24 protein-coding genes are annotated in these 24,403 nt (G+C 74.7%); 12 read left to right on the plus strand and 12 right to left on the minus strand.

From position 1 onward, the window contains the following. Both EKG83_RS21960 and EKG83_RS21965 read left to right on the plus strand, forming a co-directional pair. Entirely contained in the window at nucleotides 1–777 is a 777-nt protein-coding gene (locus tag EKG83_RS21960) for a CoA transferase subunit A (RefSeq protein WP_211269050.1), read from the plus strand. A gap of 1 nt (nucleotide 778) precedes the next feature. After that, the gene (locus tag EKG83_RS21965; RefSeq protein ID WP_033429590.1) at nucleotides 779–1,429 is read left to right on the plus strand and encodes a CoA transferase subunit B; all 651 of its coding nucleotides are present in this window, start codon (nucleotides 779–781) and stop codon (nucleotides 1,427–1,429) included. On the opposite strand, the gene EKG83_RS21970 is transcribed toward EKG83_RS21965, so the two are convergent. The 3 genes from EKG83_RS21970 to EKG83_RS21980 form a co-directional block, all read right to left on the minus strand. Then, on the minus strand, nucleotides 1,395–2,066 hold the full coding sequence (locus EKG83_RS21970; protein ID WP_033429589.1) for a DNA alkylation repair protein: 672 nt from the start codon (nucleotides 2,064–2,066) through the stop codon (nucleotides 1,395–1,397). The genes EKG83_RS21965 and EKG83_RS21970 overlap by 35 nt on opposite strands. A 93-nt stretch (nucleotides 2,067–2,159) precedes the next feature. Continuing rightward, nucleotides 2,160–2,273 carry a large ribosomal subunit protein bL28 gene (locus EKG83_RS21975; RefSeq protein ID WP_084716209.1) on the minus strand — a complete coding sequence of 38 codons (114 nt, stop codon included), beginning with the start codon at nucleotides 2,271–2,273 and terminating at the stop codon, nucleotides 2,160–2,162. Between the two features lie 97 nt (nucleotides 2,274–2,370). Further along, complete coding sequence (locus EKG83_RS21980; protein ID WP_033429588.1) at nucleotides 2,371–3,315, minus strand: helix-turn-helix transcriptional regulator; 945 nt, start codon at nucleotides 3,313–3,315, stop codon at nucleotides 2,371–2,373. 64 nt (nucleotides 3,316–3,379) lie between these two features. Between EKG83_RS21980 and EKG83_RS21985 the strand changes: the two genes are divergently transcribed. Together EKG83_RS21985 and EKG83_RS21990 are read left to right on the plus strand one after the other, a co-directional pair. Further along, nucleotides 3,380–4,474 carry an epoxide hydrolase family protein gene (locus tag EKG83_RS21985; protein ID WP_033429587.1) on the plus strand — a complete coding sequence of 365 codons (1,095 nt, stop codon included), beginning with the start codon at nucleotides 3,380–3,382 and terminating at the stop codon, nucleotides 4,472–4,474. A gap of 81 nt (nucleotides 4,475–4,555) precedes the next feature. After that, nucleotides 4,556–5,995, plus strand: a complete 1,440-nt coding sequence (locus EKG83_RS21990) for a polysaccharide lyase 6 family protein (RefSeq protein WP_228122772.1) — start codon at nucleotides 4,556–4,558, stop codon at nucleotides 5,993–5,995. 51 nt (nucleotides 5,996–6,046) lie between these two features. On the opposite strand, the gene EKG83_RS21995 is transcribed toward EKG83_RS21990, so the two are convergent. Both EKG83_RS21995 and EKG83_RS22000 read right to left on the minus strand, forming a co-directional pair. Then, entirely contained in the window at nucleotides 6,047–7,804 is a 1,758-nt protein-coding gene (locus EKG83_RS21995) for a serine/threonine-protein kinase (RefSeq protein WP_170191794.1), read from the minus strand. A gap of 204 nt (nucleotides 7,805–8,008) precedes the next feature. Beyond that, nucleotides 8,009–8,764 (minus strand): FHA domain-containing protein, encoded by a 756-nt coding sequence (locus EKG83_RS22000; protein ID WP_033429584.1) that lies wholly within the window; start codon nucleotides 8,762–8,764, stop codon nucleotides 8,009–8,011. A gap of 81 nt (nucleotides 8,765–8,845) precedes the next feature. On the opposite strand from EKG83_RS22000, the gene EKG83_RS22005 reads away from it, so the two are divergent. From EKG83_RS22005 to EKG83_RS22020, 4 genes are all read left to right on the plus strand, one after another. Further along, a complete protein-coding gene (locus tag EKG83_RS22005; RefSeq protein ID WP_051765164.1) occupies nucleotides 8,846–10,027 on the plus strand; it encodes a polysaccharide lyase family 7 protein in 1,182 nt (393 codons plus the stop codon). A gap of 92 nt (nucleotides 10,028–10,119) precedes the next feature. Continuing rightward, nucleotides 10,120–10,419 carry a hypothetical protein gene (locus EKG83_RS22010; protein WP_153278294.1) on the plus strand — a complete coding sequence of 100 codons (300 nt, stop codon included), beginning with the start codon at nucleotides 10,120–10,122 and terminating at the stop codon, nucleotides 10,417–10,419. 5 nt (nucleotides 10,420–10,424) lie between these two features. Then, nucleotides 10,425–11,696 carry a PPE domain-containing protein gene (locus EKG83_RS22015; protein ID WP_153278295.1) on the plus strand — a complete coding sequence of 424 codons (1,272 nt, stop codon included), beginning with the start codon at nucleotides 10,425–10,427 and terminating at the stop codon, nucleotides 11,694–11,696. After that, the gene (locus EKG83_RS22020; protein WP_084716207.1) at nucleotides 11,696–12,352 is read left to right on the plus strand and encodes an ESX secretion-associated protein EspG; all 657 of its coding nucleotides are present in this window, start codon (nucleotides 11,696–11,698) and stop codon (nucleotides 12,350–12,352) included. Before EKG83_RS22015 ends, EKG83_RS22020 begins: the two co-directional genes overlap by 1 nt. Before the next feature lie 51 nt (nucleotides 12,353–12,403). Here the strand turns inward: EKG83_RS22020 and EKG83_RS22025 are convergent, their stop codons facing one another. From EKG83_RS22025 to EKG83_RS22050, 6 genes are read right to left on the minus strand one after another with little or no spacing between them, the layout of a single operon-like run. Further along, entirely contained in the window at nucleotides 12,404–13,048 is a 645-nt protein-coding gene (locus tag EKG83_RS22025) for an ABC transporter permease (protein WP_051765161.1), read from the minus strand. Then, entirely contained in the window at nucleotides 13,045–13,782 is a 738-nt protein-coding gene (locus tag EKG83_RS22030) for a hypothetical protein (protein ID WP_051765159.1), read from the minus strand. Before EKG83_RS22030 ends, EKG83_RS22025 begins: the two co-directional genes overlap by 4 nt. Continuing rightward, on the minus strand, nucleotides 13,776–14,519 hold the full coding sequence (locus tag EKG83_RS22035; RefSeq protein WP_228122774.1) for an ABC transporter ATP-binding protein: 744 nt from the start codon (nucleotides 14,517–14,519) through the stop codon (nucleotides 13,776–13,778). The genes EKG83_RS22030 and EKG83_RS22035 overlap by 7 nt, the downstream gene beginning before the upstream one ends. A 22-nt stretch (nucleotides 14,520–14,541) precedes the next feature. Then, nucleotides 14,542–15,198, minus strand: a complete 657-nt coding sequence (locus tag EKG83_RS22040; RefSeq protein ID WP_033429579.1) for a response regulator transcription factor — start codon at nucleotides 15,196–15,198, stop codon at nucleotides 14,542–14,544. Then, nucleotides 15,191–16,318: a sensor histidine kinase gene (locus EKG83_RS22045; RefSeq protein WP_033429578.1), complete on the minus strand. Its 1,128-nt coding sequence runs from the start codon at nucleotides 16,316–16,318 to the stop codon at nucleotides 15,191–15,193. Before EKG83_RS22045 ends, EKG83_RS22040 begins: the two co-directional genes overlap by 8 nt. After that, entirely contained in the window at nucleotides 16,315–17,337 is a 1,023-nt protein-coding gene (locus tag EKG83_RS22050; RefSeq protein ID WP_211269035.1) for a LacI family DNA-binding transcriptional regulator, read from the minus strand. The genes EKG83_RS22045 and EKG83_RS22050 overlap by 4 nt, the downstream gene beginning before the upstream one ends. A gap of 117 nt (nucleotides 17,338–17,454) precedes the next feature. Between EKG83_RS22050 and EKG83_RS22055 the strand changes: the two genes are divergently transcribed. Both EKG83_RS22055 and EKG83_RS22060 read left to right on the plus strand, forming a co-directional pair. Beyond that, nucleotides 17,455–19,356, plus strand: coding sequence for a glycoside hydrolase family 30 beta sandwich domain-containing protein (locus EKG83_RS22055; RefSeq protein WP_211269034.1), 1,902 nt, complete (start codon nucleotides 17,455–17,457; stop codon nucleotides 19,354–19,356). A 215-nt stretch (nucleotides 19,357–19,571) separates the two neighbouring features. Further along, nucleotides 19,572–22,169 (plus strand): ATP-binding protein, encoded by a 2,598-nt coding sequence (locus EKG83_RS22060; protein WP_033429576.1) that lies wholly within the window; start codon nucleotides 19,572–19,574, stop codon nucleotides 22,167–22,169. 358 nt (nucleotides 22,170–22,527) lie between these two features. Here the strand turns inward: EKG83_RS22060 and EKG83_RS22065 are convergent, their stop codons facing one another. Beyond that, nucleotides 22,528–22,779 carry a hypothetical protein gene (locus EKG83_RS22065; RefSeq protein ID WP_033429575.1) on the minus strand — a complete coding sequence of 84 codons (252 nt, stop codon included), beginning with the start codon at nucleotides 22,777–22,779 and terminating at the stop codon, nucleotides 22,528–22,530. 61 nt (nucleotides 22,780–22,840) lie between these two features. Between EKG83_RS22065 and EKG83_RS22070 the strand changes: the two genes are divergently transcribed. Beyond that, a complete protein-coding gene (locus EKG83_RS22070) occupies nucleotides 22,841–23,011 on the plus strand; it encodes a hypothetical protein (protein WP_153278296.1) in 171 nt (56 codons plus the stop codon). Between the two features lie 90 nt (nucleotides 23,012–23,101). Continuing rightward, nucleotides 23,102–24,400 (plus strand): MFS transporter, encoded by a 1,299-nt coding sequence (locus tag EKG83_RS22075; protein WP_051765156.1) that lies wholly within the window; start codon nucleotides 23,102–23,104, stop codon nucleotides 24,398–24,400. Nucleotides 24,401–24,403: the final 3 nt, after the last annotated feature.

Below are 24,403 nucleotides of genomic sequence, written 5' to 3' on the forward strand. Positions count from 1 at the left end.
CTGGACAAGGTGGTCGCCGGCGCCGCCGAGGCGGTCGCCGGCGTGCCCGCCGGGGCGAGCGTCGCGGTCGGCGGCTTCGGGCTCGCGGGCATCCCGTGGTTCCTCATCGAGGCGCTGCTGGAGCAGGGCGCCGACGACCTCACGATCGTGTCGAACAACTGCGGCGTCGACGGCGCCGGCCTCGGCCTGCTGCTGGAGCGGCGGCGCATCAGCCGCGTCATCGCCTCCTACGTGGGGGAGAACAAGGAGTTCGCCCGGCAGTACCTGGCCGGTGAGCTGACCGTCGAGCTGACCCCGCAGGGCACGCTGGCCGAGCGGCTGCGCGCCGGCGGCGCGGGCATCGGCGCCTTCTACACCCCCGCCGGCGTCGGCACCCTGGTCGCCGACGGCGGCCTGCCGTGGCGCCACCACCCGGACGGCACGGTGGCGGTCGCCTCGCCGCCCAAGGAGGTACGCACCTTCCGCGGCCGGGAGATGGTGCTGGAGGAGGGCATCGTCACCGACGTGGCCCTGGTGCGCGCCGCGGTCGCCGACCGGGCCGGCAACTGCCGCTTCCACGCCGCCGCCCGCAACTTCAACCCGGTGGTCGCCATGGCGGGCCGGCTGACCGTCGTCGAGGCCGAGCGGGTCGTGGACACCGGCGACCTGCACCCCGACGACGTGCACCTGCCCGGCGTGTTCGTGCAGCGCGTGGTCGCGCTCAGCCCCGAGCAGGCCGCGCGCAAGGACGTCGAGAAGCGGACCACGCGCGGCGAGCGCCCCGCCGAGGAGGACTGACGTGCCCTGGAACCGGGACCAGATGGCGGCCCGCGCCGCCCGCGAGCTGCGCGACGGCGAGTACGTCAACCTCGGCATCGGCCTGCCCACCCTGATCCCCGACCACCTGCCCGCCGGGTCGTCGGTCGTGCTGCACGCGGAGAACGGCATCCTCGGCGTCGGCCCCTTCCCCTACGAGGACGAGGTGGACCCCGACCTGGTCAACGCGGGCAAGCAGACCGTGACCGTGCTGCCCGGCGCGTCCTACTTCGACTCGGCCACCAGCTTCGCCATGATCCGCGGCGGCCACGTCGACACGGCCGTGCTGGGCGGCATGCAGGTGTCGGCGACCGGCGACCTGGCCAACTGGCTGGTGCCCGGCGCGATGGTCAAGGGCATGGGCGGTGCCATGGACCTCGTCCACGGCGCCCGGCGCGTGGTCGTGCTGATGGACCACACCACCAAGCGCGGCGAACCCAAGCTGCTCCGGGCGTGCACGCTGCCGCTGACCGGCCGCGGCGTGGTGTCGCGGGTGATCACGGACCTGGCCGTGCTCGACGTGGCCGACGGTGCGTTCCGGGTGGTGGAGCTGGCGCCCGGCGTGGAGTTCGACGAGGTGGCCGACAAGACCGGGGCGCCTACCCGGAGTGCTGTCGGCGCACCACCTCGGTGATCCAGGTCGGCGCGAACGGGGACGTGCAGTTCGGCGGCGTCGGGTAGTCCTTGAGGACTTCCAGGCGCTCGCCGATGTCGATGGCGCGGGCGCGGTGCCCGGCGTGGGTGATCCCGATCTGGGCCAGGCAGTGGTTCATCGCCCACTGGAGGCGGTCCGGGGCGTCGCGCAGGTGCGCCTCGATGGTGTCGAGCAGCCCGGGGAGGTCGAGCCCCTCGGGCTTCTTGGCGACGCGCTCGGTGGTCAGCGCCCAGCCGGCACCGGCCACCACCGGGTCGGGGTCGGCGGACCAGGCCAGGCGCAGCTCCTCGGCGTGCGGGCTCTTCTTCACCACGTAGTTCACCAGCCAGTCGTGCACCTTGGGTGCCCGCGCTTGGCGCAGCATGGCGTCCAGCTCGTCGCGCCCGAACGCCTTCGGGCGGCAGACCAGGAGCGCCAGCAGCCGCGCCGCGGTGTCGCCGGTCTCCCACAGCCGGCGCGCCAGGTCCTGCTGCGTCTTCAGCCGCTTCGCCAACGCGCGCAACCTGCCGAGGTTCACGCCGTGGTCGTCGCCGTGCTTCTCGTTGACCGCGCGCGCCTTCGGGTCTTCGAGCGCGGCCAGCTCGGCCATCACCTCGGCCACCGTCGTCTCGGTCACCGCAGCCTCCTGTCCACCGGGGGACGCCAGCCTAGTGCTCCGGTGGTCGTTCGTGATCGTCGTGCCCGGCAGGGCCCGCGTGCCGGCGGGGTACTACGAAGCGCGGCGCCGGACCTTCCCGGCCTTCAGGCACGCCGTGCAGACCTTGAGCTTGACCGGCCGGCCGTCGATGGCCGCCTTCACCGGCTGGATGTTCGGGCGGAACACCCGCGCCGAGCGCCCCGGGCACCCGCCGCCTCTGGGCGTTGCGCCCCAGCGCGTTCAAGCGGTTTACGGCCTGCGCAAGACCCCTTGCCCCGAACCGTCACCGGCGCACCGCGCGACCGACCCGGTCGCCCAGGTCCCGCAGGTGGGCGACCAGCTCGGCCGGTTCGCGCACCTCGAACTCGCAGCCCAGCCCGGTCAGCCGGAACGCCAGCCACTCCACCGTGTCGGGGTGGAGCACCACGCGGCAGGACCGCTCGTCCAGCGGCTCGGCGGTCGCCACGGCGGTGCCGAGCCGCCGGGTCACCTCGTCGGCGGGCAGGTGGACCGCTGCCGCGGCCCGGTGGGTGGGCGCGAGCGAGTACGACCGGTCCCGCAGGAACTCGGCGGCGTTGGCGGCGGGCAGCGCGCGCGACGCGCACCGGACGCCGGTCGCCAGCGGGTCGCGGATGCGGTCCACCCGGAACACCCGCCAGTCGTCCCGGTCCACGTCGAACGCGGGCAGGTACCAGCGGCGCCCGGCGGCCACCAGGCCGTGCGGTTCGACCAGCCGCCCGGCCGCCCGGTAGGTGAAGCGCACGCGCTCGCGGTTGGCGATCGCACCGGCCAGCGCGGTCAGCACCCGCGGGTCGACGGCCGCGCCGTCCCCGTGCGGGAACGCGGACGTGGCGGCGCCGAGCACCGCGACCCGCCGCCGCAACCTGCCCGGCAGCACCTGCTCCAGCTTGGTCAGGGCGCGCACGGACGCCTCGTCGATGCCCTCCACCGCGTGACCGGCCGCGATGCGCAACCCGACCGCGATGGCCACGGCCTCGTCGTCGTCGAGCAGCAGCGGCGGCAGGGCACTGCCCGCGACGAGCCGGTAGCCGCCCTCGGCGCCCATGGTCGCCTCGACCGGGTAGCCGAGGTGGCGCAGGCGGTCGACGTCCCGGCGGACGGTGCGCGCGCTGACCCCCAGCCGCCGGGCCAGTTCGCTGCCGGGCCACGCGCGCGGCACCTGAAGCAGGGACAGCAGCTTGAGCAGCCGGACCGGGGTGTCGCCCATGGATTCGAACAGTAGCGGCCATGTAGGACCTGTTCTGACCTACATGGCTCCTACGGTTCAGCCCATGAGCCACGAGATCCGCCCCTTCCGCATCGACGTCCCGCAGGCGGAGCTGGACGACCTGCACACCCGCCTGGCCAACACCCGCTGGTCGCGCCCACTGCCCGGCGGGTGGGACCGGGGCGTGCCCGTCGAGGTGGTGCGGGAGTTCGCGGAGCACTGGCGCACCGGCTTCGACTGGCGGGCGCGCGAGGCCGAGCTGAACGGGTTCCCCCAGTACCTGACGGAGATCGACGGCACGGAGATCCACTTCCTGCACGTCCGCTCGCCGCGCCCCGACGCCCTGCCGCTGCTGCTCACGCACGGCTGGCCCAACTCGTTCGTGGAATTCGTCGACCTCGTCGGGCACCTGACCCCGGACTTCCACGTCGTCGTGCCGTCCGTGCCGGGGTTCGGGTTCTCCGGTGCCCCCACCGAAACGGGCTGGGACGCCGCGCGCGTGGCCCGGCTCTGGGCGCGGCTGATGGACCGGCTGGGGTACGCGGAGTACGGCACGCAGGGCGGCGACTTCGGGGCCTACGTCGCTCCGGAGGTCGCCAAGGTGGGCCTGGGGCGGGTGGTGGGCGTGTACGTCATCAGCGGCCTGGGGTTCCCCACCGCGGACGACGAGCTGACCGGGGACGAGCAGCGGTTGTTCGCCGAGCTGATGAACGCGGACTGGATGCACGGCGTCGACCACCTCGCCCTGCTGAGATCCGCACCGCAGACCTTCGCCCACGGGTGGCACGACTCACCGGTCGGGGCGCTGGCGTGGATGCTCCAGAAGTTCCACGACTTCAACTCCTCGGACCGTCCCCTGGCCGAGTCGATCGACCGCGACCGGTTCCTGACCAACCTGAGCATCCACTGGTTCACCGGCACCTCCGGCACGTCGGCGTGGCCGTACTACGACAGCAGCGGCCCGGCGTGGCCGGTGGGGCAGCGGTCGGTGCCGACCGGCGTGTACAGCGGACCACCCGGGATCCGGCGGTTGGCCGAGCGCACCAACGACATCGTCCACTGGCCGGAGCACAACCCCGCCGGGCACCACTTCATCGCCATGGACCAGCCCGCCGCGCTCGCCGCGGACCTGCGGGAGTTCTTCGCGAAGGTGCGGTGACGGCCCCGCCCGGGACCGGTCCCCCCGGTTGTAGGACAGGCTGGGGGGATGCCCTGTCCCCGGTCGAGAGCGAGGGCCCCGATGACGCGAACCCGCCGTGCGCTCCTGGTGGCGCTGCTCGCGGTTGCCGCCACGTCCCAGCCGGTCACGTCGTGGGCGGTCGGCGGGCCACCGGGCGCCCGGTGGCCCGCCGACCGCACCGTCCACGTCGCGAACTCCACCCGGTTGCGCGACGCCCTCGCCGACGCGCGGGCCGGTGACCGGATCGTGCTCGCCGACGGCCGGTACACCATCGGCGGCATGACCGGCCGGACCGGCACCGCGGCCAGGCCCATCACCGTCGTGGCGGCCCACCGCGGCCGGGCGGTGGTCGACGACGGGCAGCTGGAGGTGGCGAACTCCGCGCACGTGACCGTCGAGGGGCTGACCTGGACCAACCGCTCCACCCTGCTGATCACCGGCTCGAACCACGTGCGGCTGACCCGCAACCACTTCCGGCTCACCGAGGACGCGCAGGTGAACTGGGTGCTCGTCCAGGGCGCGGACAGCCACCACAACCGGATCGACCACAACCTGTTCGAGGACAAGCACCAGCTCGGCAACTTCATCACCGTGGAGGGGTCGGAGACGCAGCAGTCCCGGCACGACCTCATCGACCACAACCACTTCCGCGACATCGGGCCGCGCGCGGTCAACGAGATGGAGGCCATCCGGGTCGGCCGGAGCACGATCTCCCGGTCCAGCGGGTTCACCGTCGTGGAGGCCAACCTGTTCGAGGACTGCGACGGCGACCCGGAGATCGTGTCGGTGAAGAGCAACGACAACACCGTGCGCTACAACACCTTCCGCGCCTCGCAGGGTACGTTGTCGCACCGCCACGGCAACCGCGGCTCGCTGCACGGCAACTTCTTCCTCGGCGAGGGGAAGGAGGGGACCGGCGGCATCCGGCTCTACGGCGAGGACCACCGGGTCTACAACAACCACTTCGAGGGCCTGACCGGCTCCGGCCACGACGCCGCGCTCCAGGTCGACGGCGGCGACGTGGACGTCTCGGGCCCGTTGAACGGGCACTGGCGCGTCTACCGGGCGACCGTCGTCAACAACACCTTCGTGGACAACACGTCGAACATCGAGGTCGGCGCCAACTACACCTTCCCGCCGGTCGGCTCCACCATCGCCGACAACGTGGTGACCGGCGCCCGGGGCAAGCTGTTCAACGAGGTCAAGGCGGTGAACACCACCTACGCCGGCAACATCGCCTGGCCGACCGGGACCGCGACCGCCGGCATCACCGCGGTCCGCGTGGTCGACCCGCTGCTGCGCCCCGCGGGACCGGTGCACCGGATCGGCCCGCGCAGCCCGGCGATCGACGCCGGCACCGGCCGCTTCGCGTTCGTCACCGACGACGTGGACGGCCAGCCGCGCACCGGCGTCGCCGACGTCGGCGCGGACGAGTGGTCGACCGCCGCGGTCGTCCGGGGACCGCTCCGCGCCGGCGACGTCGGCCCGAACGCCCGGTAGGGCAGCCACGTCCGGGAGCCGGCGGTCGTACCCGCCGGCTCCCGGACGTGGTCAGGACGGCAGCTTCGCGGCGGCCACCGCCGCCAGGCGCTGTGCCCGGGGGCAGTACTCGATCCCCGGCCGGTCGCCCCCCACGGTCAGCTCCACCACGTCGATGTGGGTGCCCTGCGCCGAACCCCGCGGCCGGTGGGGGACGCTGACGGCGCAGCCCGTGCTCGACTCCCGGTCCACGTGCACGTACCCGGTGCGGCCGCCGACCTCGACCGGTTCACCCTCGATCAACTGCTGCGCGGGCTCCTGGTCGTAGCGCAGGTTGACGGCGGGCCCGCCGAGCGTGCTGTACCACTTGCACCCCCAGTGGCCGAACACGTTCACGGCCGAGCCGCCGTTGAACCCGGCCAGCGCGACGAGCGCTTCGTCGTCCAGCAGCGCGCAGGCGTCGACGTTGGCGAGCGAGCCGGCGGGGAACGGGACGGCGCGCCGCGGGATGGGGCCGCCGCGCAGCACCTCCAGCACGCTGCCCGTCGCGGACTCGACCACCGCGCAGAGGTCCACCGGGGGGTTCGCCAGCTTCGCCGTCACGCGGACGGCGTACGCGTCGTCCACCACCACGGTGCGGTCGCACTCCTCGCTGGAGCCGGCCTCCACCACGACGTCCAGCGGTCCTCCCTGCACGGCGCGGGACGTCCGGGTGATCAGCTGGATCTCCACGTCGACCGGTTTGACGGCGCGGACGTCGACCAGGGCGTCGCAGCGGTTGAAGTTGCCGTACGTGGTGGACACCCGGGTCGGGCCGAACCGGCGCAGCTCCTCCTGGTCGATCAACGCGCAGGGGTCGGCGGTGCGCTCGTCGCCGACGAGGCCGCCGGCGGAGGCGGACGTCTGCGCCGCCGGCGCCCGGTACGGCCAGGTGAGCACCGCCGCGCTGAGCGCCACGACGAACGCGATCCCCGCGGCGGCCCGGAAGGCGGGACGGCGCCGGACCGGGACGCGGGCGGGGCGGGGTACCGGCGGCTCCCACTCGCCGACGACCTCCTTGAGGCGGGCCCGGACCTCGTCGGCGGTCGGCCTCGCGGCGGGCCGCGGTCGCAGCATGTCCGCCAGCAGCGGGGCGAGGGGACCCGCCCGGCGCATCGGCCGGACCTCGCCGCGCCGGACGCGTTCCAGCACCTCGTGCGCCTCGCCGTCGCCGAACGGCGGCGTGCCCTCGACCGCGGCGAACAGCGTGGCGCCGAGCGAGAAGACGTCCGAGGCCCGGCTCGCCGGGTACCCGCCCGCCACCTCGGGCGAGGTGTACGCGGGCGTGCCGGTGACCCGGCCGTCGTCGGTCCGGGTCACCTCGCGCCAGAGGGAGACGCCGAAGTCGGTCAGCTTGGCCAGGTCGTCGTCGGTGACCAGGACGTTGCCCGGCTTCACGTCGCGGTGCACGATGTTCTTCGCGTGCACGGCGGCCAGCGCGCTCGCGACCTGCACCCCGATCCTCGCCACCCGCTCCGGCGGCAGCGGTCCGCCCGCCGCGAGCACCCGGTCCAGGCTCTCCGCCGGCACGTACTCCATGACGAGCCAGCAGTCGTCGGCGTCGACGGTGTCGAAGACCGAGACCGCGTTCGGGTGGTTCACCTGCGCGGCGGTCTCGGCCTCGCGGCGGAACCGCGCCCGCTCGGCGTGGTCGGCCGCCGCGTGGGGCCGCTTGAGCGCCACCCGCCGCTTGAGCTTCCGGTCGAACGCGGCCCAGACGACACCGCCGGACCCGGAGCCGCGGGCGTCCTCCAACTCGTAGCGCCCGCCGATGACATCCCCCGTACGCACGGTTCGCAGCGTAGGGAACGCGTTTGCCGGCCGTCTCCGATTTCGCCCGGCCAATTCACCGCGAACTGGCCCGATGCGCGGAGTTTCACCCGATGGGAGTCACTTGACCATTGCTCACGTTGTCGAACGTGAAATTGTTGCAGTCCACCCGAGGTGTCAAAGCGCGAATATCGGAATGCGTCCGCGGTCGGACGTCGGCCTCGATCAGGAAAGGGGGTCCAGCAGCGCCAGGTCCGGCGGCACGAGCGTGGTCGACAGGACGAGTTCGCGCAGCAGGTTGTCGTTGAGCGCGTTGCCGACGGGTTCGCCGACCTCCTCGCGCAGCAGCCCGTGCACGCCCGCCGCGGACAGCCTGGCCCGGACGTCGGCGACCATGTGCTCGACCCGCTTGACGCCCCAGCCCGCGTCCGGCTGGAGCTCGTGCAGGATCTCGGCGGCGTGCTGGCGCGACACCGGCTGCGGGTTGGCCTCGTGCAGCAGGTAGCGCTGCCCCAGCACGACCAGCAGCAGGTGCTCGTCCGGCGTGAGCCGCCACCGCCTCGGCGGCTGGGTCACGCTGGAGTGCCGGGTCGTCGGGCGGCCGCCGTCCTCGCCGGCGACGTACAGCTCCAGCAGGTGCTCGCGGTCGTGGGAGCCGCGGATGAACAGCGGCGTGTAGCCGTCGCCCAGCGGCACCGGGTCCTCGTCGCGGAACAGCCACCGGGTCCTGGGCAGGCGGATGGGCAGCCGCCCGGTGTTGGTGACCCACCACCGGCCCGCGCGGCGCGTCAGCAGGCCGTGCAGGCGGCTCACCCGCGGGTCGGTCTCGCCGACGCACAGGTCCACGTCCGGCCGGTTGCGGCCGAACCGCACGCTGCGCCCCTCGACGGGGTTGACGCTGATCCTCCCGCTCAGCGCGAGCGCGACGACGGCTCCGGGCGCGGTGAACGGCACGTCGCGCGCCAGGCTTTCGGTGTCCATGCCGGCCTCCTCGGGTCGCCGCGCAGTGTCGCCGGGTCGCGTCGGGACCCCTCCCGGGGCGGTCCTGTTCCGTACTGCCCCATGATTACCCGAACGACGCGTTTCACAAGGCCCGCGGTCCACGCCGCGGTGTTCTCGGCGGTGCTGCTCGCCGTTCCCGCGGCCCACGCGGCGCCCCAGGAGGGCTACCCGGTGGCGGAGGTGACCGCGAGCGACCACGACGGGAACGTCCCGGCGAACACGCTCGACAACGACCTGGGCACGCGGTGGTCCGCGCACGGCGACGGCGCGTGGATCCGGTACGACCTCGGCACCGCGAAGGCGGTGGCCGCGGTCGCCATCGCGTGGCGCGACGGCGACGTGCGGACGGCCTACTTCGACATCGAGACCTCCCAGGACGGCACGACGTGGGTCCCGGCGGCGGTCGGGCTGCGCAGCCGACCCACCCTCGCCCAGGAGCCCTACGACATCCCGGACGTCACGACCCGGTACGTGCGGGTCGTCGGCCACGGCAACTCCTCGGGCAACGGGTGGAACTCCGTCACCGAGGTCGACGTCCTGGGGGCCGACGCCCCCGGCGGCGGCTGCACGCGGCCCTCCGACGTGCTGGACCTGGCGAACTGGAAGATCACGCTGCCCGTCGACGACCCGAACCGGTCGGGCAGCCAGCCGCTGGAGGTCAGGCAGCCGCAGCTCGACGGCTACGCGCTCGACCCGTGGTTCGTGCCGGCGCCGGACTGCGCGGGCGTGCGGTTCCGCAACCCCGTCAACGGCCTGACCACGCAGAACAGCAGCTACTCGCGGTCGGAGCTGCGCGAGATGACCGACGGCGGCAGCGCGTCGGCGGCGTGGTCGTCGACCTCGGGCACCCACACCATGGTCGTCGACCAGGCGATCAACCACCTGCCCAACGACAAGCCGCACGTCGTCGCCGGCCAGATCCACGACTCCGACGACGACGTGGCGGTGTTCCGGCTGGAGGGCACGAAGCTCTACGTCACCAACGGCGACACCACGCACCACAAGCTGATCACCGACAACTACGCCCTCGGCACCCGTTTCCAGGCGAAGTTCGTGGTGAGCGGCGGGCAGGTCAAGGCTTACTACAACGGCGTCCTCCAGACCACGATCAGCCGGTCGTTCAGCGGCGCCTACTTCAAGGCCGGCGTCTACACGCAGGCCAACTGCGGCAATTCCAGCCCGTGCGACAGCGGAAACTACGGCGAGGTGACGATCTACGGCGTCACCGTGACCCACTCCTGAGCCGAACGGCCCCGGCGCCGGCGCGCCGGGGCCGCCCGAATTCGTGAAAGCGGTCGGGAGGGGTCCCCGGCCATTCCCGCCACGCTGCGCGCATGAGCGATATCCAACTGACCATCGACGACCTCCACGGGATGCTCGACAGCCACCGCTCGCTGCACGACGACCTGACCGAGACCAACGAGCAGAGCCGGTTGCTCGCGCAGGTCCGGCCACCGATGCCGGACCCGGCGACCACCTCCTTCGTCACCGCGGCCTGCCAGGCGGGCCGGGCCTACCTCGACTCGGTCGAGACGACCCGGCAGGAGCTGCAGACGCGGATCGCGGAGTTGCGGGCGTCGATCGAGCAGTACCGGAAGACCGAGCAGGCGACCACGGACACCTTCAAGGGGTAGCGGTGATGGCGGAACCGAGCGGGTACGAGATCTGGCTGATGGTGTCGCAGGGCGCGAGCCCCGACGAGCTGAACCGGGCCGCGGACGTGTCGGAGGAGGCGCGCACGCGCATCCAGGCCCTCGCCGACGAACTGCGCCGGCTCACCGCCAAGGCGCAGGAGCACTGGCAGGGCGAGGCGTCGGACCGGGCGGCACAGGCCGAGCAGCCGATCGAGCAGGCCCTCCAGCGCGCGCAGGAGACGCTGGGCCGGACCGACGCCTCGTGGCGGACCCAGGCGCAGAACTACGGCCGCCTCCGGCAGCAGGTGATGCCGATGGCGACGGCACAGCCGCCGGAGCTGACCCTCTTCGACGAGCTGACGCCGTGGGACACCGACAACGAGATCGCGCGCAAGGAGTGGTTCGAGGCCGATGCCCACAACCGCCGCGTCTACGGGGAGTACGCCGCGATGACGGGCCAGAACCAGGCGGTGCTGCCGCAGATGGCCCAGGCCCCGGGCGGCGTGTTGGCCGCGGACACGGCGGTGCAAGCCACGAGCGGCCCCGGCGTGCGGTCGGCGGCGTCCGCGCCGCCGCAGGTCGGGGGTGCGGGCGCGGGCGCGGGTGCCACCTCGCCCTCGTCGGCGGGGTCGGGCGGCGGTGAGAAGACCTCCGCGCCGCCGGTGACGGGTGCGGCCGGCACCGACGACAACGCCTCCGCGCGGCCGTCGACGAGCGGCGGCGGCAAGACCTCGCTCAGCAACACCGGCGGCGGTGACGGGGGTCTCGGCCTCGCCGGCCGGGGACCGGGCGTCCAGGGGCCCGCCGCGCCCGGACCCGCCGCGCCGAGGCCGTCGGGTGACCGGACGACGATCGCCGACTGGTCCGCCGCCGGTGTGCCGGGCGGCCTGCCGATCACGGCGCCCCCGCCGTCGGCCAGGGACACCGCGCACAAGGCGAACGGCCCGAAGGGCGACCACCTGGCCGGTGCCGCCCCGGTGCTCCCGGGCGGGGTCGGCATCGTCGACCCGACCGGCACCAGGGGGCAGCGGGGTGCCCCGGGCGACCGCTCCGCCGTCGTGGGCAGGGCCCCGGCCGCCGTCCCGGTCGCGGCCGGTGCCCGCGGCGCGGCCGGCCGGGCCGGGACGGCCGGCGCGGGCGGGTTCGCGCCGCACGCCGCGCACTCGCGTGGGGACGAGGACGGGGAGCACAAGCGCACCGTGTACCTGGAGGAGGACGCGGACGCGCTCATCGGCCGGCTGCCCGGCAGCGTGGCGCCAGTGATCGGGGAGGACTGATGTTGCGCGCACCGGTGGTGTTGTCCGACACGGCGTTCGACGTGCTGTGGCACCACGACGACCTGGGGGAGCACCACACGGTGCTGCACGTGCCGCCCGCCGGGGCCAACACCCTGGAGGTCGAGCAGGCGCTCCACCGCGAGGGCGTGCCGGTCGACGAGGCGCTGGAGGCGTTGCGGGTGCTCGCGTTCGCGGACTTCGAGTGCTTCGGCTGGATCGCGTTCAACCGCGGGAGCACGCTGCCGGTCGTCGTCGCCACGGCCGGGCGGCACGGCGTCATCGCGGTGCGGGACAACGGTCACGTGCGGCTCGACGCGGTGCGCGGCGATCCGTCGGACACGCTCGTGGCGTGCCTGCCGGAGGTGCGGCCCGGTCGGGGATCGTCGATCAACGCCCGGGCCGAGGAGGCCCGGGGGTCACGGGCGCTGGTCGAGCTGATGCGGCGCCCGCGCGCCGGCGTCGCCAAGCTCTTCGCGGCCAGGCGCGACCGGTACGGGCGGCGCCGGCGCTCGGCGTCGTTCGTCACCACGATCGACTGCCCGGACGGCCGCTGGCTGGTCGTCCGCTACACCGACGGGCACGGCCAGGGCTGGGTGCACGCCACGCCCGCGACCCGCCCGATCATCAGGGAGTGGCTTCACCGGCTCGGCGACTGACCGGGGGTGCGGAGCGGCGAGCCGACCCGCCGCTCCGCCTCCGGGGAAGCGCTAGGCGTCCCGCCTGACGAACGCCGCGGCCGCCACCGCACCGGCCACCACCACCCAGGCGCACAGCACCGCCGCGCCGGGCACGTCGGCCGCCGTGGTCCGGTAGAGCTGCGCGCCGACGCGCCCGGGCAGGTACTCGGCCACCCGGGTCACCGCGGCCAGCAGCGGCGAGACCAGCAGCACCAGGGTCAGCACGGCGACCAGTGCGCCGACGACGTCCCGGGTCAGGGTCGCCACCGCGTGCGCGAAGAACCCGACCAGCACCAGGTACACCACCGCGCCGGCGGCGGGACCGACCCCCACGCCCGGCAGCACCGCAGCGACCCCGCCGACCGCCGACACCGCCGTCAGCGAGGCGACCACCAGGTACGCCACCCCCTTGCCCGCCAGCAGCAACCCCCGGCGCGGCACGCTGAGCAGCGTCGTCCGGACCTGGCCGTCGGCGTACTCGCCGCCCACCGCCAGCACCCCGAGCAGGACCACCCCGGCCTGCCCGTACTCGACCGCGCGCAGCCCCGACTCGACGGGGGCCACCAGGCCCGCCAACCCCACCGTGACGAGGACGGTGAGAACGGCGCTCGTGACCACGGCGGGCAGCGTGCGCAGCTTGTCCAGCTCCGCCAGCACGACGTCGCGGAACCTCATGCCACGTCCCGCCGCGCGAAGGCGAACCCGGCGACCAGCACCAGCACCGCCGCCCACACCGCCATGGTCACGCCGCCGGCCACCGGGGACAGCATGTCCTCGGCCGCGTAGCGGTCGACGAACATCTGCGCCCCGGCCACGTCGGGCAGGTACCTGGCCAGCGGCGTGACCTTGGTCAGCAGGTAGGTGGCCGAGACCAGCGACGAGTTGGCGATGAACAGCACCAGCGGCACGACCGCGGTGCGCGTGAGGGTGCCGACGGCGAACGCGATCAGCGCGGTGAACACCCAGAACAGCACCGCCCCCGCCACCCGCCAACCGAGGTCGGGCAGCGCGTCGAACGCCGGCCGCCCGGCCGCCGCCTCGGCCACCGACACCGCGGCGACCACCGTCACCAGGGCCAGGAACGCGGACACCGCCACCAGCACGACGGCCTTCGCCGCCAGCAGCACCCCGCGCCGGGGCACGCACAGCAGGCTGGTGGCGAGCTGCCGGCCGCCCCCGCCGTCGGCGGGGCCGGCGGCGTACTCGCCGGTGATGATCAGCACGCCCAGCACCAGCACCCCGATGGTGCCGAACGGGACGGTGACGAACCCGAACCCCGGCGTGGCGTACGGCCCGCGGGCGTTCAGCACGGCGATCCCGGTGGTGCCGAGCACGCTGATCCCGGCGGCGACCCAGGTCGACGGCAGGCCCAGCAGCTTGCCGAACTCGGCGCGGACGGCGTTCAGCACGGCCGCTCCCGGTCGAGCAGGGCGAAGAACGCGTCCTCCAGCGACGCGTGGCCCGCGGTGACCTCGCTGGTCGTGCCGCGGGTGACGACCTGGCCGGCGTTGATCACCACGAGGTCGTCGGCGGTGACCGCGACCTCGGCCATCACGTGGCTGGACAGCAGCACGGTGCGGCCCTCGGCGGCGCGGTCGCGCAGGAGACCGCGCACCCAGCGGATGCCCTCGGGGTCGAGGCCGTTGAGCGGTTCGTCCAGCACCAGCACGGCCGGGTCGCCCAGCAGCGCCGCGGCGATGGCCAGCCGGCGGCCCATGCCCAGCGAGTAGGTCCGGACCCGCTTGCGCGCCGCGTCGGCGAGGCCGACGACGTCCAGCACCTCGTCCACGCGCGAGCGGGGGATGCCGTTGCTGCGAGCCACCCACGACAGGTGGGCGCGGCCGGTGCGGGAGCGGTGCGCGCCGCTGCCCTCCAGCACCGCGCCGACGGTGCGCAGCGGGTGGCGCAGCTCCCGGTAGCGGACCCCGGCGACCAGCGCCGTGCCCGCGTCGGGGGAGTCGAGGCCGAGCAGGACGCGCAGCGTGGACGACTTGCCGGCCCCGTTCGGGCCGAGGAAACCGGTGACGCGGCCGGGGAGCGCGGTGAAGCCGACGTCGCGCACGACGGCCCGGCCGCCGTGCTTCTTGGTCAGGTGGGCGATCTCGATCACGACGCCCAGGTTCGGGCCGCGCGCCCGGCGGGGCATCGGCCAAAGGTTGACACCCGGCTCAGCGGCGCAGCTCGTCCACGAACCCCGACTCGTAGGCGAGCACGACCAGCTGGGTGCGGTCGCGCACGCCGAGCTTGTCGAACAGCCGGCTCAGGTAGGTCTTCACCGTGGCCCGGCTCAGGAACAGCTCGGCGGCCACCTCCTCGTTGGACAGCCCGCGCACGATCGCGGCGACCACCTCGCGCTCGCGGGAGGTCAGGGCGTCGAACCGCTCGCGCGGGCCCGTGCGGCGGGCGGCGAACTCGGCGACCACCCGGCGCGTCACCTCCGGCGCCAGCAGCGCGTCGCCGCGGTGCACGGTCCGCAGCGCGTGCAGGACGTCGGGCACCCCGGCGTTCTTGAGCAGGAACCCGGTCGCGCCGACCCGCAGCGCCTCGTAGACGTACTCGTCGAGGTCGAAGGTGGTCAGCACCAGCACCTTCGCGGCGGTCGACGAGCAGATCAGCCGGGTCGCCTCCAGGCCGTCCATGACCGGCATGCGGACGTCCATCAGCACCACGTCCGGGCGCAGGCGGTGCGCGGCGTCGACGGCGGCCCGGCCGTCCCCGGCCTGGCCCACCAGCACCATGTCGGGCGTGCCGGAGACCAGCTCGCACAGCGACTCGCGCAGCAGGTCCTGGTCCTCGGCCACGAGGACCCTGATGCGCTCACCCACGGCGCACCCCCACCCGCCGGGGCAGCACCGCGCGCACCGCGAACCCGCCCCCGGGCCGCGGCGCGGCGTCGAACCCGCCGCCCAGCGCCTCCACCCGCTCCCGCAGGCCGACCAGGCCGTGCCCGCCGGGGCCGGCCGGTTCACCCGAGGCGGCCGGCCCGCCCGTCCCGCCCGATCCGCCCGTCCCGCCCGGCCCGTCGTCGCGGACCAGCACCTCGACGTCGTCGGGCGAACCGGTGACGGTCACCTCGCACCGCGCGCCCGGTGCGTGCCGCACCACGTTGGTCAGCCCTTCCTGCACCACCCGGTACACCGCCAGCCCGAGCGTCGGCGCGACGCCCTCGACGCCCTCGACCGCCACGCGCACGTCGACGCCCGCGTCCCGCGCCCGCCCGACGAGCACCGCGAGGTCGCCGACGCCCGGCTGCGGCGCGCGGGCGGCGTCCTCCCGGACCGCGCCCAGCACGGCGCGCAGCTCGTCCAGCGCCTGCCTGCCGGTCTCCTCCACGCGCACGAGCCCCCGCCGCAGCCGCTCCGGGTCGTCCCCGGCGACGTGGGCGGTGACGCCGGCCGTGACGGCGATGGTGCCCAGGGAGTGCGAGACCACGTCGTGTACCTCGCGCACCACGCGCAGCCGTTCGGCCAGCACGGCGTGCTCCCGCTCGGCGCGGGCCACCCGCACGGCCTCCTCCCGCTCCCGGCGGACCGCGTCGCCCAGCCGCCACGCGCCCACCACGACCAGCAGGCCGATCGCCGCGTACCGGGCGACCGGCTCGCCGTCGGGGGTGCCGACGACGGCCAGCGCGACGAGCACCCCGAGCGCCACCGACCCCGCCTTGGCCGGCCCGGGGCCGCGGCGGGTGGCCGCGACCCGGTAGAGCGCCCAGGCGGCGGCGGTGAACGGGTCCTGCGCCAGGCCCAGCGCCACGCCGGCGAGCGTCGCGGCGGCGGTGACGCCGAACGAGGCCACCGGCCACCACGAGCGCAGGAGCACGCCCACCACCAGCACGGCGGCCAACGCGTACTCGGCCGGGCCGTCGAGCGGCAGCCAGAACACCATCACGCACAGCGCCGCCACGCCCGCGTCCGCGGCCACCGCGCGCGACGACGGGGCCCTCACGGCACGGGCCCGGTCGACTCGCGCACGACCAGCGTCGTGGCCAGCTCGATGTGCAGGGCCTCGGGCCGGTGCCCGTCGAGCACGCGCATCAGCTGGGTGACGGCGATGCGCCCCATCTCCTCCAGCGGCTGGCGCACGGTGGTCAGGGTCGGGGTGGTCGCCCGGCTGAGGTCGATGTCGTCGAACCCGGCGACCGACAGGTCCTCCGGGACGCGCAGCCCGCGTTCCCGCGCGGCCCGCAACGCGCCCACGGCCAGCTTGTCGTTGAAGCAGACCAGCGCGGTGGGCCGCTGCGGGTGGTCCAGCAGCTCGGCGGCGGCCCGGTGGCCGGCGGCCGCGGTGGGCTCGATGTGCCGCAGGTGGTGCGGCATCGGCAGCACGCCCGCCTGGGACAGCGCCGCGCGGTGGCCGGCCAGCCGGGCGTCGCCGGCCAGCCACTCCTCGGGCCCGGCGACGACGCCGATGGCGCGGTGGCCCAGCTCGACCAGGTGCCGGGTCAGGGCGAGCGCGCCGGCGAAGTGCGCGGCCGAGACGGCGGCGATGTGCGGTGGCGGCGGCGTGCGGGGGTCGACCACGACGAAGGGCAGGTCGGTGCGCGACAGGGCGACGAGCCGGTCGCCGTCCTCGGGCGGGAGGATGAGGATCGCGGCGCTGACGCCGGGCTCGTCGGGCAGGGTCGCGAGCGCGTCGGTGTGCTGCGCGGACTCCCCGGCGTCGAGCAGCAGGCGCAGGCCGTGGACCTTCAGCGCCTCGGCGATCGAGGAGACGATCAGGCCGAAGTAGTCGGTGAGCACGTACGGGCAGCGCACGTAGACGGTGCGGGTCCCGGTGGCGCGCAGCCTGCTCCGCTCGACCGCCCGCAGCACCAGGTCGCGGGTCCTGGGCGCGACGTTGGCGTGGTCGTTGAGCACGCGGGAGACGGTGGCGATCGAGACACCGGTCTCCGCCGCGATGTCGCGGACGGTGACGCGCCTGCTATCGGGCATGGAGGTGGTCGGCTCGTCGTTCCACCTGGTCACTATAGCGATCACGGACCTCGGGGTTGACGCGGGCGCGGCGCCGCATGTTTCATGCTGCAACAACTTGTTCCACCGCTGTGAATCATTTGTTACATCGACTGCTCCCGAGGGACGATGATGAGAACGGCTGTTCGCAGTGCCGCGACGGCGGCCCTGGTCCTCGGCCTGGCCGCCGTGCCGGCCACGCAGGCGTCCGGGCACCGCGACGACGCGCCCCGGGCCCGGGTGTGGGTCACCGCCGCCGACCGGTCGGAGCTGATGGCCGAGCGGCCCGCCGTCGCGTTCGGCACCGGCTCCTCGCCGCACCAGACGATCGTGGTGGACCCCGACCGCGCCGAGCAGGTCGTGGACGGCTTCGGCGCCTCGATCACCGACTCCTCGGCGAGCGTGCTGCACGGGCTGGCCCCCGCCGTGCGCGAGGAGACCATGCGCGGGCTCTTCGACCCGGTGCGCGGCATCGGCGTGAGCTTCCTGCGCCAGCCCGTCGGCTCCTCCGACTTCACCGCCGCGGCCGAGCACTACACCTACGACGACGTGCCGGCCGGGCAGACCGACTTCCCGCTGCGCCACTTCAGCATCGCCCGCGACGAGCAGCGGGTGCTGCCGCTGCTGCGCCAGGCCAAGCGGCTCAACCCGGAGCTGAAGGTCATGGGCACGCCGTGGAGCCCGCCCGCGTGGATGAAGACCACCGGCTCCCTGGTCGGCGGCCGGCTCAAGGACGACCCGGCGGTCTACGACGCCTACGCCCGCTACCTGGTGAAGTTCGTCCAGGCGTACGCGGCGGCCGGCGTGCCGGTCGACTTCCTGTCGGTGCAGAACGAACCGCAGAACCGCACCCCGGACGCCTACCCCGGCACGGACATGCCGGTCGCCCAGCAGCTCAGGGTGATCGAGGCGCTGGGGCCCAAGCTGCGCCTCGCCAGCCCGCGCACGAAGATCCTGGCCTACGACCACAACTGGGCCACCCACCCCAACGACGGCGGGACCGAGACCGACTACCCGTACCAGGTGCTGCGCAGCCGCGCGGCCCGCTGGGTGGCCGGCACCGCGTTCCACTGCTACTACGGCGACCCGGGCGCGCAGACCGCGCTGCACGAGGCGTTCCCGGACAAGGGCATCTGGTTCACCGAGTGCTCCGGCTCGCGCGGCGCGACCGACCCGCCGGCGAAGGTCTTCCGCGACACCCTCACCTGGCACGCCCGCAACGTCGTCATCGGCACCACCCGCAACCAGGCCCGCTCGGTGGTGAACTGGAACATCGCCCTGGACAGCACCGGCGGCCCGCACAACGGCGGCTGCGCCACCTGCACCGGCCTGGTCACCGCGCACCCGGACGGCACCGTCACCACCGACGCCGAGTACTACACCGTCGGCCACCTGTCGAAGTTCGTGAAGCCGGGCGCGCGGCGGGTCGCCAGCACCTCGTTCGGCACCACCGGCTGGAACGGCCAGGTCATGGACGTGGCCTTCCGCAACCCCGACGGCTCCACCGCCCTGGTGGTGCACAACCAGAACGACGACCCGCGCTCGTTCGCGGTGCGGGTGGGGGAGCGGAGCTTCGAGTACACCCTGCCCGGCGGCGCCCTGGCCACGTTCACCTGGCCGCGCCACCACGCGCTGGAGAGCCGCCTGCACCGGGTCCGGCTCGACGGCGCCCGCGCCACCGCCTTCCCCGCCGGCGAGAACGCCGGGGCGCTGGTGGACGACGACGCGTCGACGCGGTGGAGCAGCGGCCGGGCCCAGGCGGCCGGGCAGTACGTGCAGCTCGACCTCGGGTCGCGCGAGCACTTCCGCCGGGTCGCCGTGGACAGCGGCGGCAACCTCGGCGATTACGCCCGCGGCTGGGAGCTGTCGGCCAGCGACGACGGCAGGTCGTGGCGGACCCTGGCGACCGGGACCGGCGTCGGGCAGCTGACCGAAATCGACGTGCGCCGCACCGGCGCCAGGCACCTGCGGATCACGTCGACCGGCACGGCCGGCAGCTGGTGGAGCATCGCGGACGTCCGCCTCTACGACTGAGCCCGGCGGACATCGCCACGAACGGGTGAAATTAGGTCGGTCGGGCCGGCATCTCCACCCGACCGGTTGAACCCGGGGCCGCGGGCGTTGGATGCTGGCCGGACCGCCGGCGCACCCCGACGTGCGCGGGCGGCCGGCGCCCGCGGACCCGGGAGACCTCAGCCATGGCGACAGCGCACCCGCCACCCGGGCGGGCGGCCTTACCCGGTCCACCGGTGCACCGCGCGATCCTCGCGGTGGACGTGGAGCGCTTCACCGACCCGCGCCGGATCAACCCCGACCAGGCGGTCGTCCGCGACGCGGTGTACGCCGCGCTGCGGTGGGCGTTCGACCGGTGCGGCGTGCCGTGGGACGGGGTCTACCACGAGGACCGCGGTGACGGGCTGCTCGGCCTGGTCACGCCGGAGGTGCCCAAGAACCTCCTGGTCACCGCGCTGCCCCGGTACCTGGCGGAGGCGCTGGCGCGGCACAACGAGGGCCGCCCGGCCGAGGTCCGGGTGCGGCTGCGGGTCGCCCTGCACGCGGGCGAGGTGCTGCTGGACGCCCACGGCGTGGCCGCCACGGCGGTCAACGACGCGTTCCGCCTGCTGGAGGCCCAGCCGCTCAAGGACGCGCTCGCGGCCTCGCCGGGCGTGCTCGCGCTGATCGTGTCGGACTGGTTCTACACCGAGGTCGTGCGCAACGACCCGGACGCCGGCGCGGCCACCTACCGGCGGGTGCGCACCACCGTCAAGCGCAGCGTCGTGTCGGGCTGGCTCGGCCTGCCCGACCACCCCTACCCGCCCGACGAGCAGCGCGACGCCCCCGAGCCGGACGGCCCCCGGCAGCTGCCCGCGAGGGCGTCCCGCTTCGTCGGCCGCACCCGCGAGCTGGCGACCCTGCTCGACCTCGTGGCGGCGGGTGGGGACGAGGTGCCGGTGCTGCTGGTCACCGGCACCGCCGGGGTCGGCAAGACCGCGCTGGCCGTGGCGCTCGCGCACCGGGTCCGCGACCTGTTCCCGGACGGCCACCTCTACGCGGACCTGCGCGGCTACGACGGCGGACCGGCGCTGACCCCCGAGCGGGTGCTGGGCGACCTGCTGACCGCGCTCGGCGTCCCGGTCGAGCGGGTGCCCTGCGGCGTCGCGGCGCAGGCGGCGCTGTTCCGGTCCACAGTGGACGGCAAGCGGGTGCTGCTGGTGCTGGACAACGCCGCGGGCGCCGAGCAGGTGCGCCCGCTGCTGCCCGGCTCGCCCGGCTGCCTGGTGCTGGTCACCAGCCGCAACCGCCTGTCGGGGCTGGTCGCCCGCGAGGGCGCGCACCGGGTCGCGCTCGGCAGCCTGTCCGGGGCCGAGGCCGTGGAGCTGCTGCGGCTGGTGGTCGGCCCGGAGCGGGTCGACGCCGAACCCGCCGCCGCGGCCCGCCTGGCGGAGCAGTGCGCGCACCTGCCGCTCGCGCTGCGCATCGCCGCCGAACGGGTCGCGACCCGACCCCACCTGCACCTGGCGGACGTGGTCGCGGAGATCGGGCGGGACCGCGACCGGCTGGACCTGCTGGCCGCCGACGACGACGGCGACACCGAGATCCGGGCGGTGTTCTCCTGGTCCTACCGCGCGCTCCCGGAACCGGCCGCCCGGGTGTTCCGCCTGCTGGGCCTGCACGCCGGCGCCACGTTCGACGTCCGCGCCGCGGCCGCCCTCGCCGACGTCGAACCCGCCGCGGCCCGGCGCCTGCTCGACGCCCTGGCCTCGGTGCACCTGCTCGACGAGACCGCCCGCGACCGCTACCGCCTGCACGACCTGCTGCGCGTCTACGCCGCCGAGCGGGCCGCCGCCGTGGACGGCGACACCGAGTGCGCGGACGCCGTCCGCCGCACCCTCGCCTGGTACCTCCGCGGCGCCGACGCCGCCGACTCGCTCCTGCTGCCGATGCGGCCCTACAGCGTCGACCTGGGCCCCTTCGCCGAGGTGGGCGGGGTCATGGCGTTCACCGGGTACGACGAGGCCCTGGCGTGGTGCGAGGCGGAGCGCGCCAACCTGCTCGCGGCCGCCCAGCAGGCCGCCGAGCACGGCTACCACCAGGCCGCGTGGGCGTTCGGCGCCGCGACGTCCGCCTACTTCGACCTCCGCAAGCACTGGAACGACCGGATCGCCGTGCTGCTGATCGGGTTGGCGAGCGCCGAGCGGGCGGGTGACGGGCGGGGCGAGGCGTTCATGCTGCTGAACCTGGGCGTGGCCTACCGGGACCTGCGGGACTTCGACCGGGCCCTGGAGTGCCTGGACCGGGCCCTGGTGCTCAGCCGGGAGCTGGGCGACCGGTGGACCGAGGGCGGCGTGCTGCACAAGCTGGGCGACACCCACCGCCGGACGCGCCGGTTCACCGAGGCCCTCGACTTCCTCGGGCACGCCCTGGCGCTCGCGCGCGATGTCGGTGAGGAGTGGGGCGAGGGCCGGGTCCTCAACAGCCTCGGCGACACCTGCGTGGACCTCGGGCGGTACGAGGAGGCGCTCGACCACTACGCCGGGGCCCTGGCCATCTGGCGCCGCCGGGGCACCGACTGGGGCGAGGGCGTCACGCTGACCGCCCTGGGCGACACCCACCGGCGCCTGGGCCGGTGCGACGAGGCGCTGCACTGCCTGGAGGGCGCGCTGCTGATCGCCCGGAAGGTCGGCAACCGGCACGGCGAGGCCGAGACGCTGCGGACCTCGGGCGACGTGCACCACGACCTCGGCGACGAGGCCACCGCGCGGGCGCTGTGGCACGAGGCCCTGCTGATCTTCGACGACCTGGGCGACCCGCAGGCCGAGCACCTGCGCGCCCGCGTGCCGGGCTGATCGGGGAGCACTTCCCTCCCCGGCCGGTGGTTCCGCCGTCCGCGGACCACCGGTGCGGACCTGGCCGCCCCTCCGGGCACTCCCGCGGGCACGCGGTGGTGACCGCGACCCGCGCGGGGCTCGAATTCGACCGGACGCGCACGGTGTCGCCCGTCGGACCGGGGGGCACCTGACCTCGCACGAGCGACCGGGGACGCAGCGGGGGCGGGGAAGTGCCGGCTGCCGGCCGTGCAACGCGACCCGGTCACCGCACCGCCGCTCGACCAGCGGTACCGCGAGGCGCTGCGGACCGCGCGGTCGACCGGGAACCGGGACTCGGCCGCCGAACTGCCGAACGGGTTCAACCGCGGTGACACCTTCAGCCGGGCGACGCGGGGATCGCCGCCCTGCACGCGGGCGCGCTCCACAACCCCGCGGTCGGCCCGGGCGCGCGGGTGAGCGAGCCGACCCGTCCCGGTGCGCCGCGTGCCTCCACCGTCGGGCCGAACAGCAGCCGGGCGCCGGTGCGGCCGCCGGGACCGACGTGGCGGCCCTGTCCGGGCCGCAGAAGCTCGCGGAGGCGTTCCGCCGCGCCGACCTCGGCGACGCGGTCCTCCGCACGGCCGGCCACCTGCTCAACTCCGCCGGCGTGGTCAACGCGACCACGTCCGCGCGGCTCGACCGTGATCGCGATGAGCGCGGCGGGCGGACCCGACGACTACCGGGAGGACAGGTACGGCGACGACTCGCGTGACGAACTGCCGCGGCGCTCGCGCAACCAGGGCGAGGCCCAGGGACACCCCCGACCCGGCTCGCGGGAGGCCGAGGCCGCGGTCCGCGACTTCGAGGCGGAGAACCCCTGATCCACCGCGCCGCCCGCGAGGACCGGCGCGGTGCTCGGCGACGGCCCGAGGTGGGCGACAATCCTTCCAGGACCGCGAGGGAGGAAGCCCATGGCGCACGACACCGGCACGGACGAGCAGCTGGTCCGGTCGGGTGTGCGCAGAGCGGTGCGGCGCCTGGTACCGCTGCTCGTCCTGCTCTACTTCGTGAACTACCTGGACCGGGTGAACATCGGCTTCGCCGGCCCGAACGGGATGAACGCGGAGCTGGGCCTGTCGGCCACCCTCTTCGGCGTCGCGGCCGGCGTGTTCTTCATCGGGTACCTGCTCCTGGAGGTGCCCAGCAACCTGATGCTGCACCGGTTCGGGGCCCGCCGGTGGATCGCCCGCATCATGGTGACCTGGGGCGTCGTGGCCACGGCCATGGCCTTCACCCCGAACGCGACCACCCTGGTCGTGCTGCGGTTCCTGCTCGGCGTCGCCGAGGCGGGTTTCTTCCCCGGCATCATCCTGTACCTCACGTACTGGTTCCCGGCCGCGCAGCGGGCCCGCGTGACGGCCTGGTTCATGACCGCCGTGCCGATCTCGACCGCGCTGGGCGCCGTGGTCTCCACGCTGGTCGTCCAGCACGCCGACGGGTTGTTCGGGCTCCCCGGCTGGCGGGTGATGTTCCTGCTGGAGGGCGTCCCGTCGGTGCTGCTGGCGGTGGTGGTGTGGTTCCTGCTGACCGACCGGCCCGCCAAGGCCGCGTGGCTGCCGCCGGCCGAGCGGGACGCGCTGGAACGGGTGCTCGCGGCCGAGCGGGAGCAGGTCGCGCGGGCCGGTCCGCGGTCGGTGGCCGGTGCCCTGCGCAGCCCGCGCGTGCTGGCCCTGTCCTGGGTCTACTTCGGCGTGGTCTACGGCCTCTACGCGCTGGGCTTCTTCCTGCCCACCATCATCAAGGGCTTCGCCGCGCAGTACGGCACCGCCTTCTCCACGGTCGAGCAGGGCCTGATCAACGCCGTGCCGTACGTGGTGGGCCTGGTCGCGATGGTGGTGTGGACCCGGCGCGCGACCGACCCGGCGGTCCGGGTCGCGGTGCCCGCCCTGCTCGGCGGCCTGGCCATCCCGGTGGCGCTCTACCTGGACGACCCGTGGTCGGCGATGGTGGCGGTGACGATCTGCGCGTGCGGCGTGCTGGCCGCGCTGCCCGCGTTCTGGGCGCTGCCCACGGCCCACCTGACCGGCGCCGCCGCGGCCGCCGGCATCGGCCTGGTCAACTCGCTGGGCAACCTGTCGGGGTTCCTCGCGCCGTACGTCACCGGGGTCCTGGCCGACGCGACCGGCGGCAACCGGCTCGGCCTCTGGGTGGTCGGCGCCTGCATGGTGTCCGCGGCGGCGGTGACGTGGGTGCTGCGCCGGGCGTCCTGACGG

This window comes from Saccharothrix syringae, assembly GCF_009498035.1.
Lineage (GTDB): Bacteria > Actinomycetota > Actinomycetes > Mycobacteriales > Pseudonocardiaceae > Actinosynnema > Actinosynnema syringae.

Excerpts from the sequence above, each read along its gene's own strand:
- EKG83_RS21980 (WP_033429588.1), bottom strand. The coding sequence starts at position 3,315 with ATGGGCGACACCCCGGTCCGGCTGCTCAAGCTGCTGTCCCTGCTTCAG.
- EKG83_RS21985 (WP_033429587.1), top strand. The coding sequence starts at position 3,380 with ATGAGCCACGAGATCCGCCCCTTCCGCATCGACGTCCCGCAGGCGGAG.
- EKG83_RS21990 (WP_228122772.1), top strand. The coding sequence starts at position 4,556 with ATGACGCGAACCCGCCGTGCGCTCCTGGTGGCGCTGCTCGCGGTTGCC.
- EKG83_RS22000 (WP_033429584.1), bottom strand. The coding sequence starts at position 8,764 with ATGGACACCGAAAGCCTGGCGCGCGACGTGCCGTTCACCGCGCCCGGA.
- EKG83_RS22005 (WP_051765164.1), top strand. The coding sequence starts at position 8,846 with ATGATTACCCGAACGACGCGTTTCACAAGGCCCGCGGTCCACGCCGCG.
- EKG83_RS22010 (WP_153278294.1), top strand. The coding sequence starts at position 10,120 with ATGAGCGATATCCAACTGACCATCGACGACCTCCACGGGATGCTCGAC.
- EKG83_RS22015 (WP_153278295.1), top strand. The coding sequence starts at position 10,425 with ATGGCGGAACCGAGCGGGTACGAGATCTGGCTGATGGTGTCGCAGGGC.
- EKG83_RS22020 (WP_084716207.1), top strand. The coding sequence starts at position 11,696 with ATGTTGCGCGCACCGGTGGTGTTGTCCGACACGGCGTTCGACGTGCTG.
- EKG83_RS22025 (WP_051765161.1), bottom strand. The coding sequence starts at position 13,048 with ATGAGGTTCCGCGACGTCGTGCTGGCGGAGCTGGACAAGCTGCGCACG.
- EKG83_RS22035 (WP_228122774.1), bottom strand. The coding sequence starts at position 14,519 with ATGCCCCGCCGGGCGCGCGGCCCGAACCTGGGCGTCGTGATCGAGATC.
- EKG83_RS22055 (WP_211269034.1), top strand. The coding sequence starts at position 17,455 with ATGAGAACGGCTGTTCGCAGTGCCGCGACGGCGGCCCTGGTCCTCGGC.
- EKG83_RS22070 (WP_153278296.1), top strand. The coding sequence starts at position 22,841 with ATGAGCGCGGCGGGCGGACCCGACGACTACCGGGAGGACAGGTACGGC.
- EKG83_RS22075 (WP_051765156.1), top strand. The coding sequence starts at position 23,102 with ATGGCGCACGACACCGGCACGGACGAGCAGCTGGTCCGGTCGGGTGTG.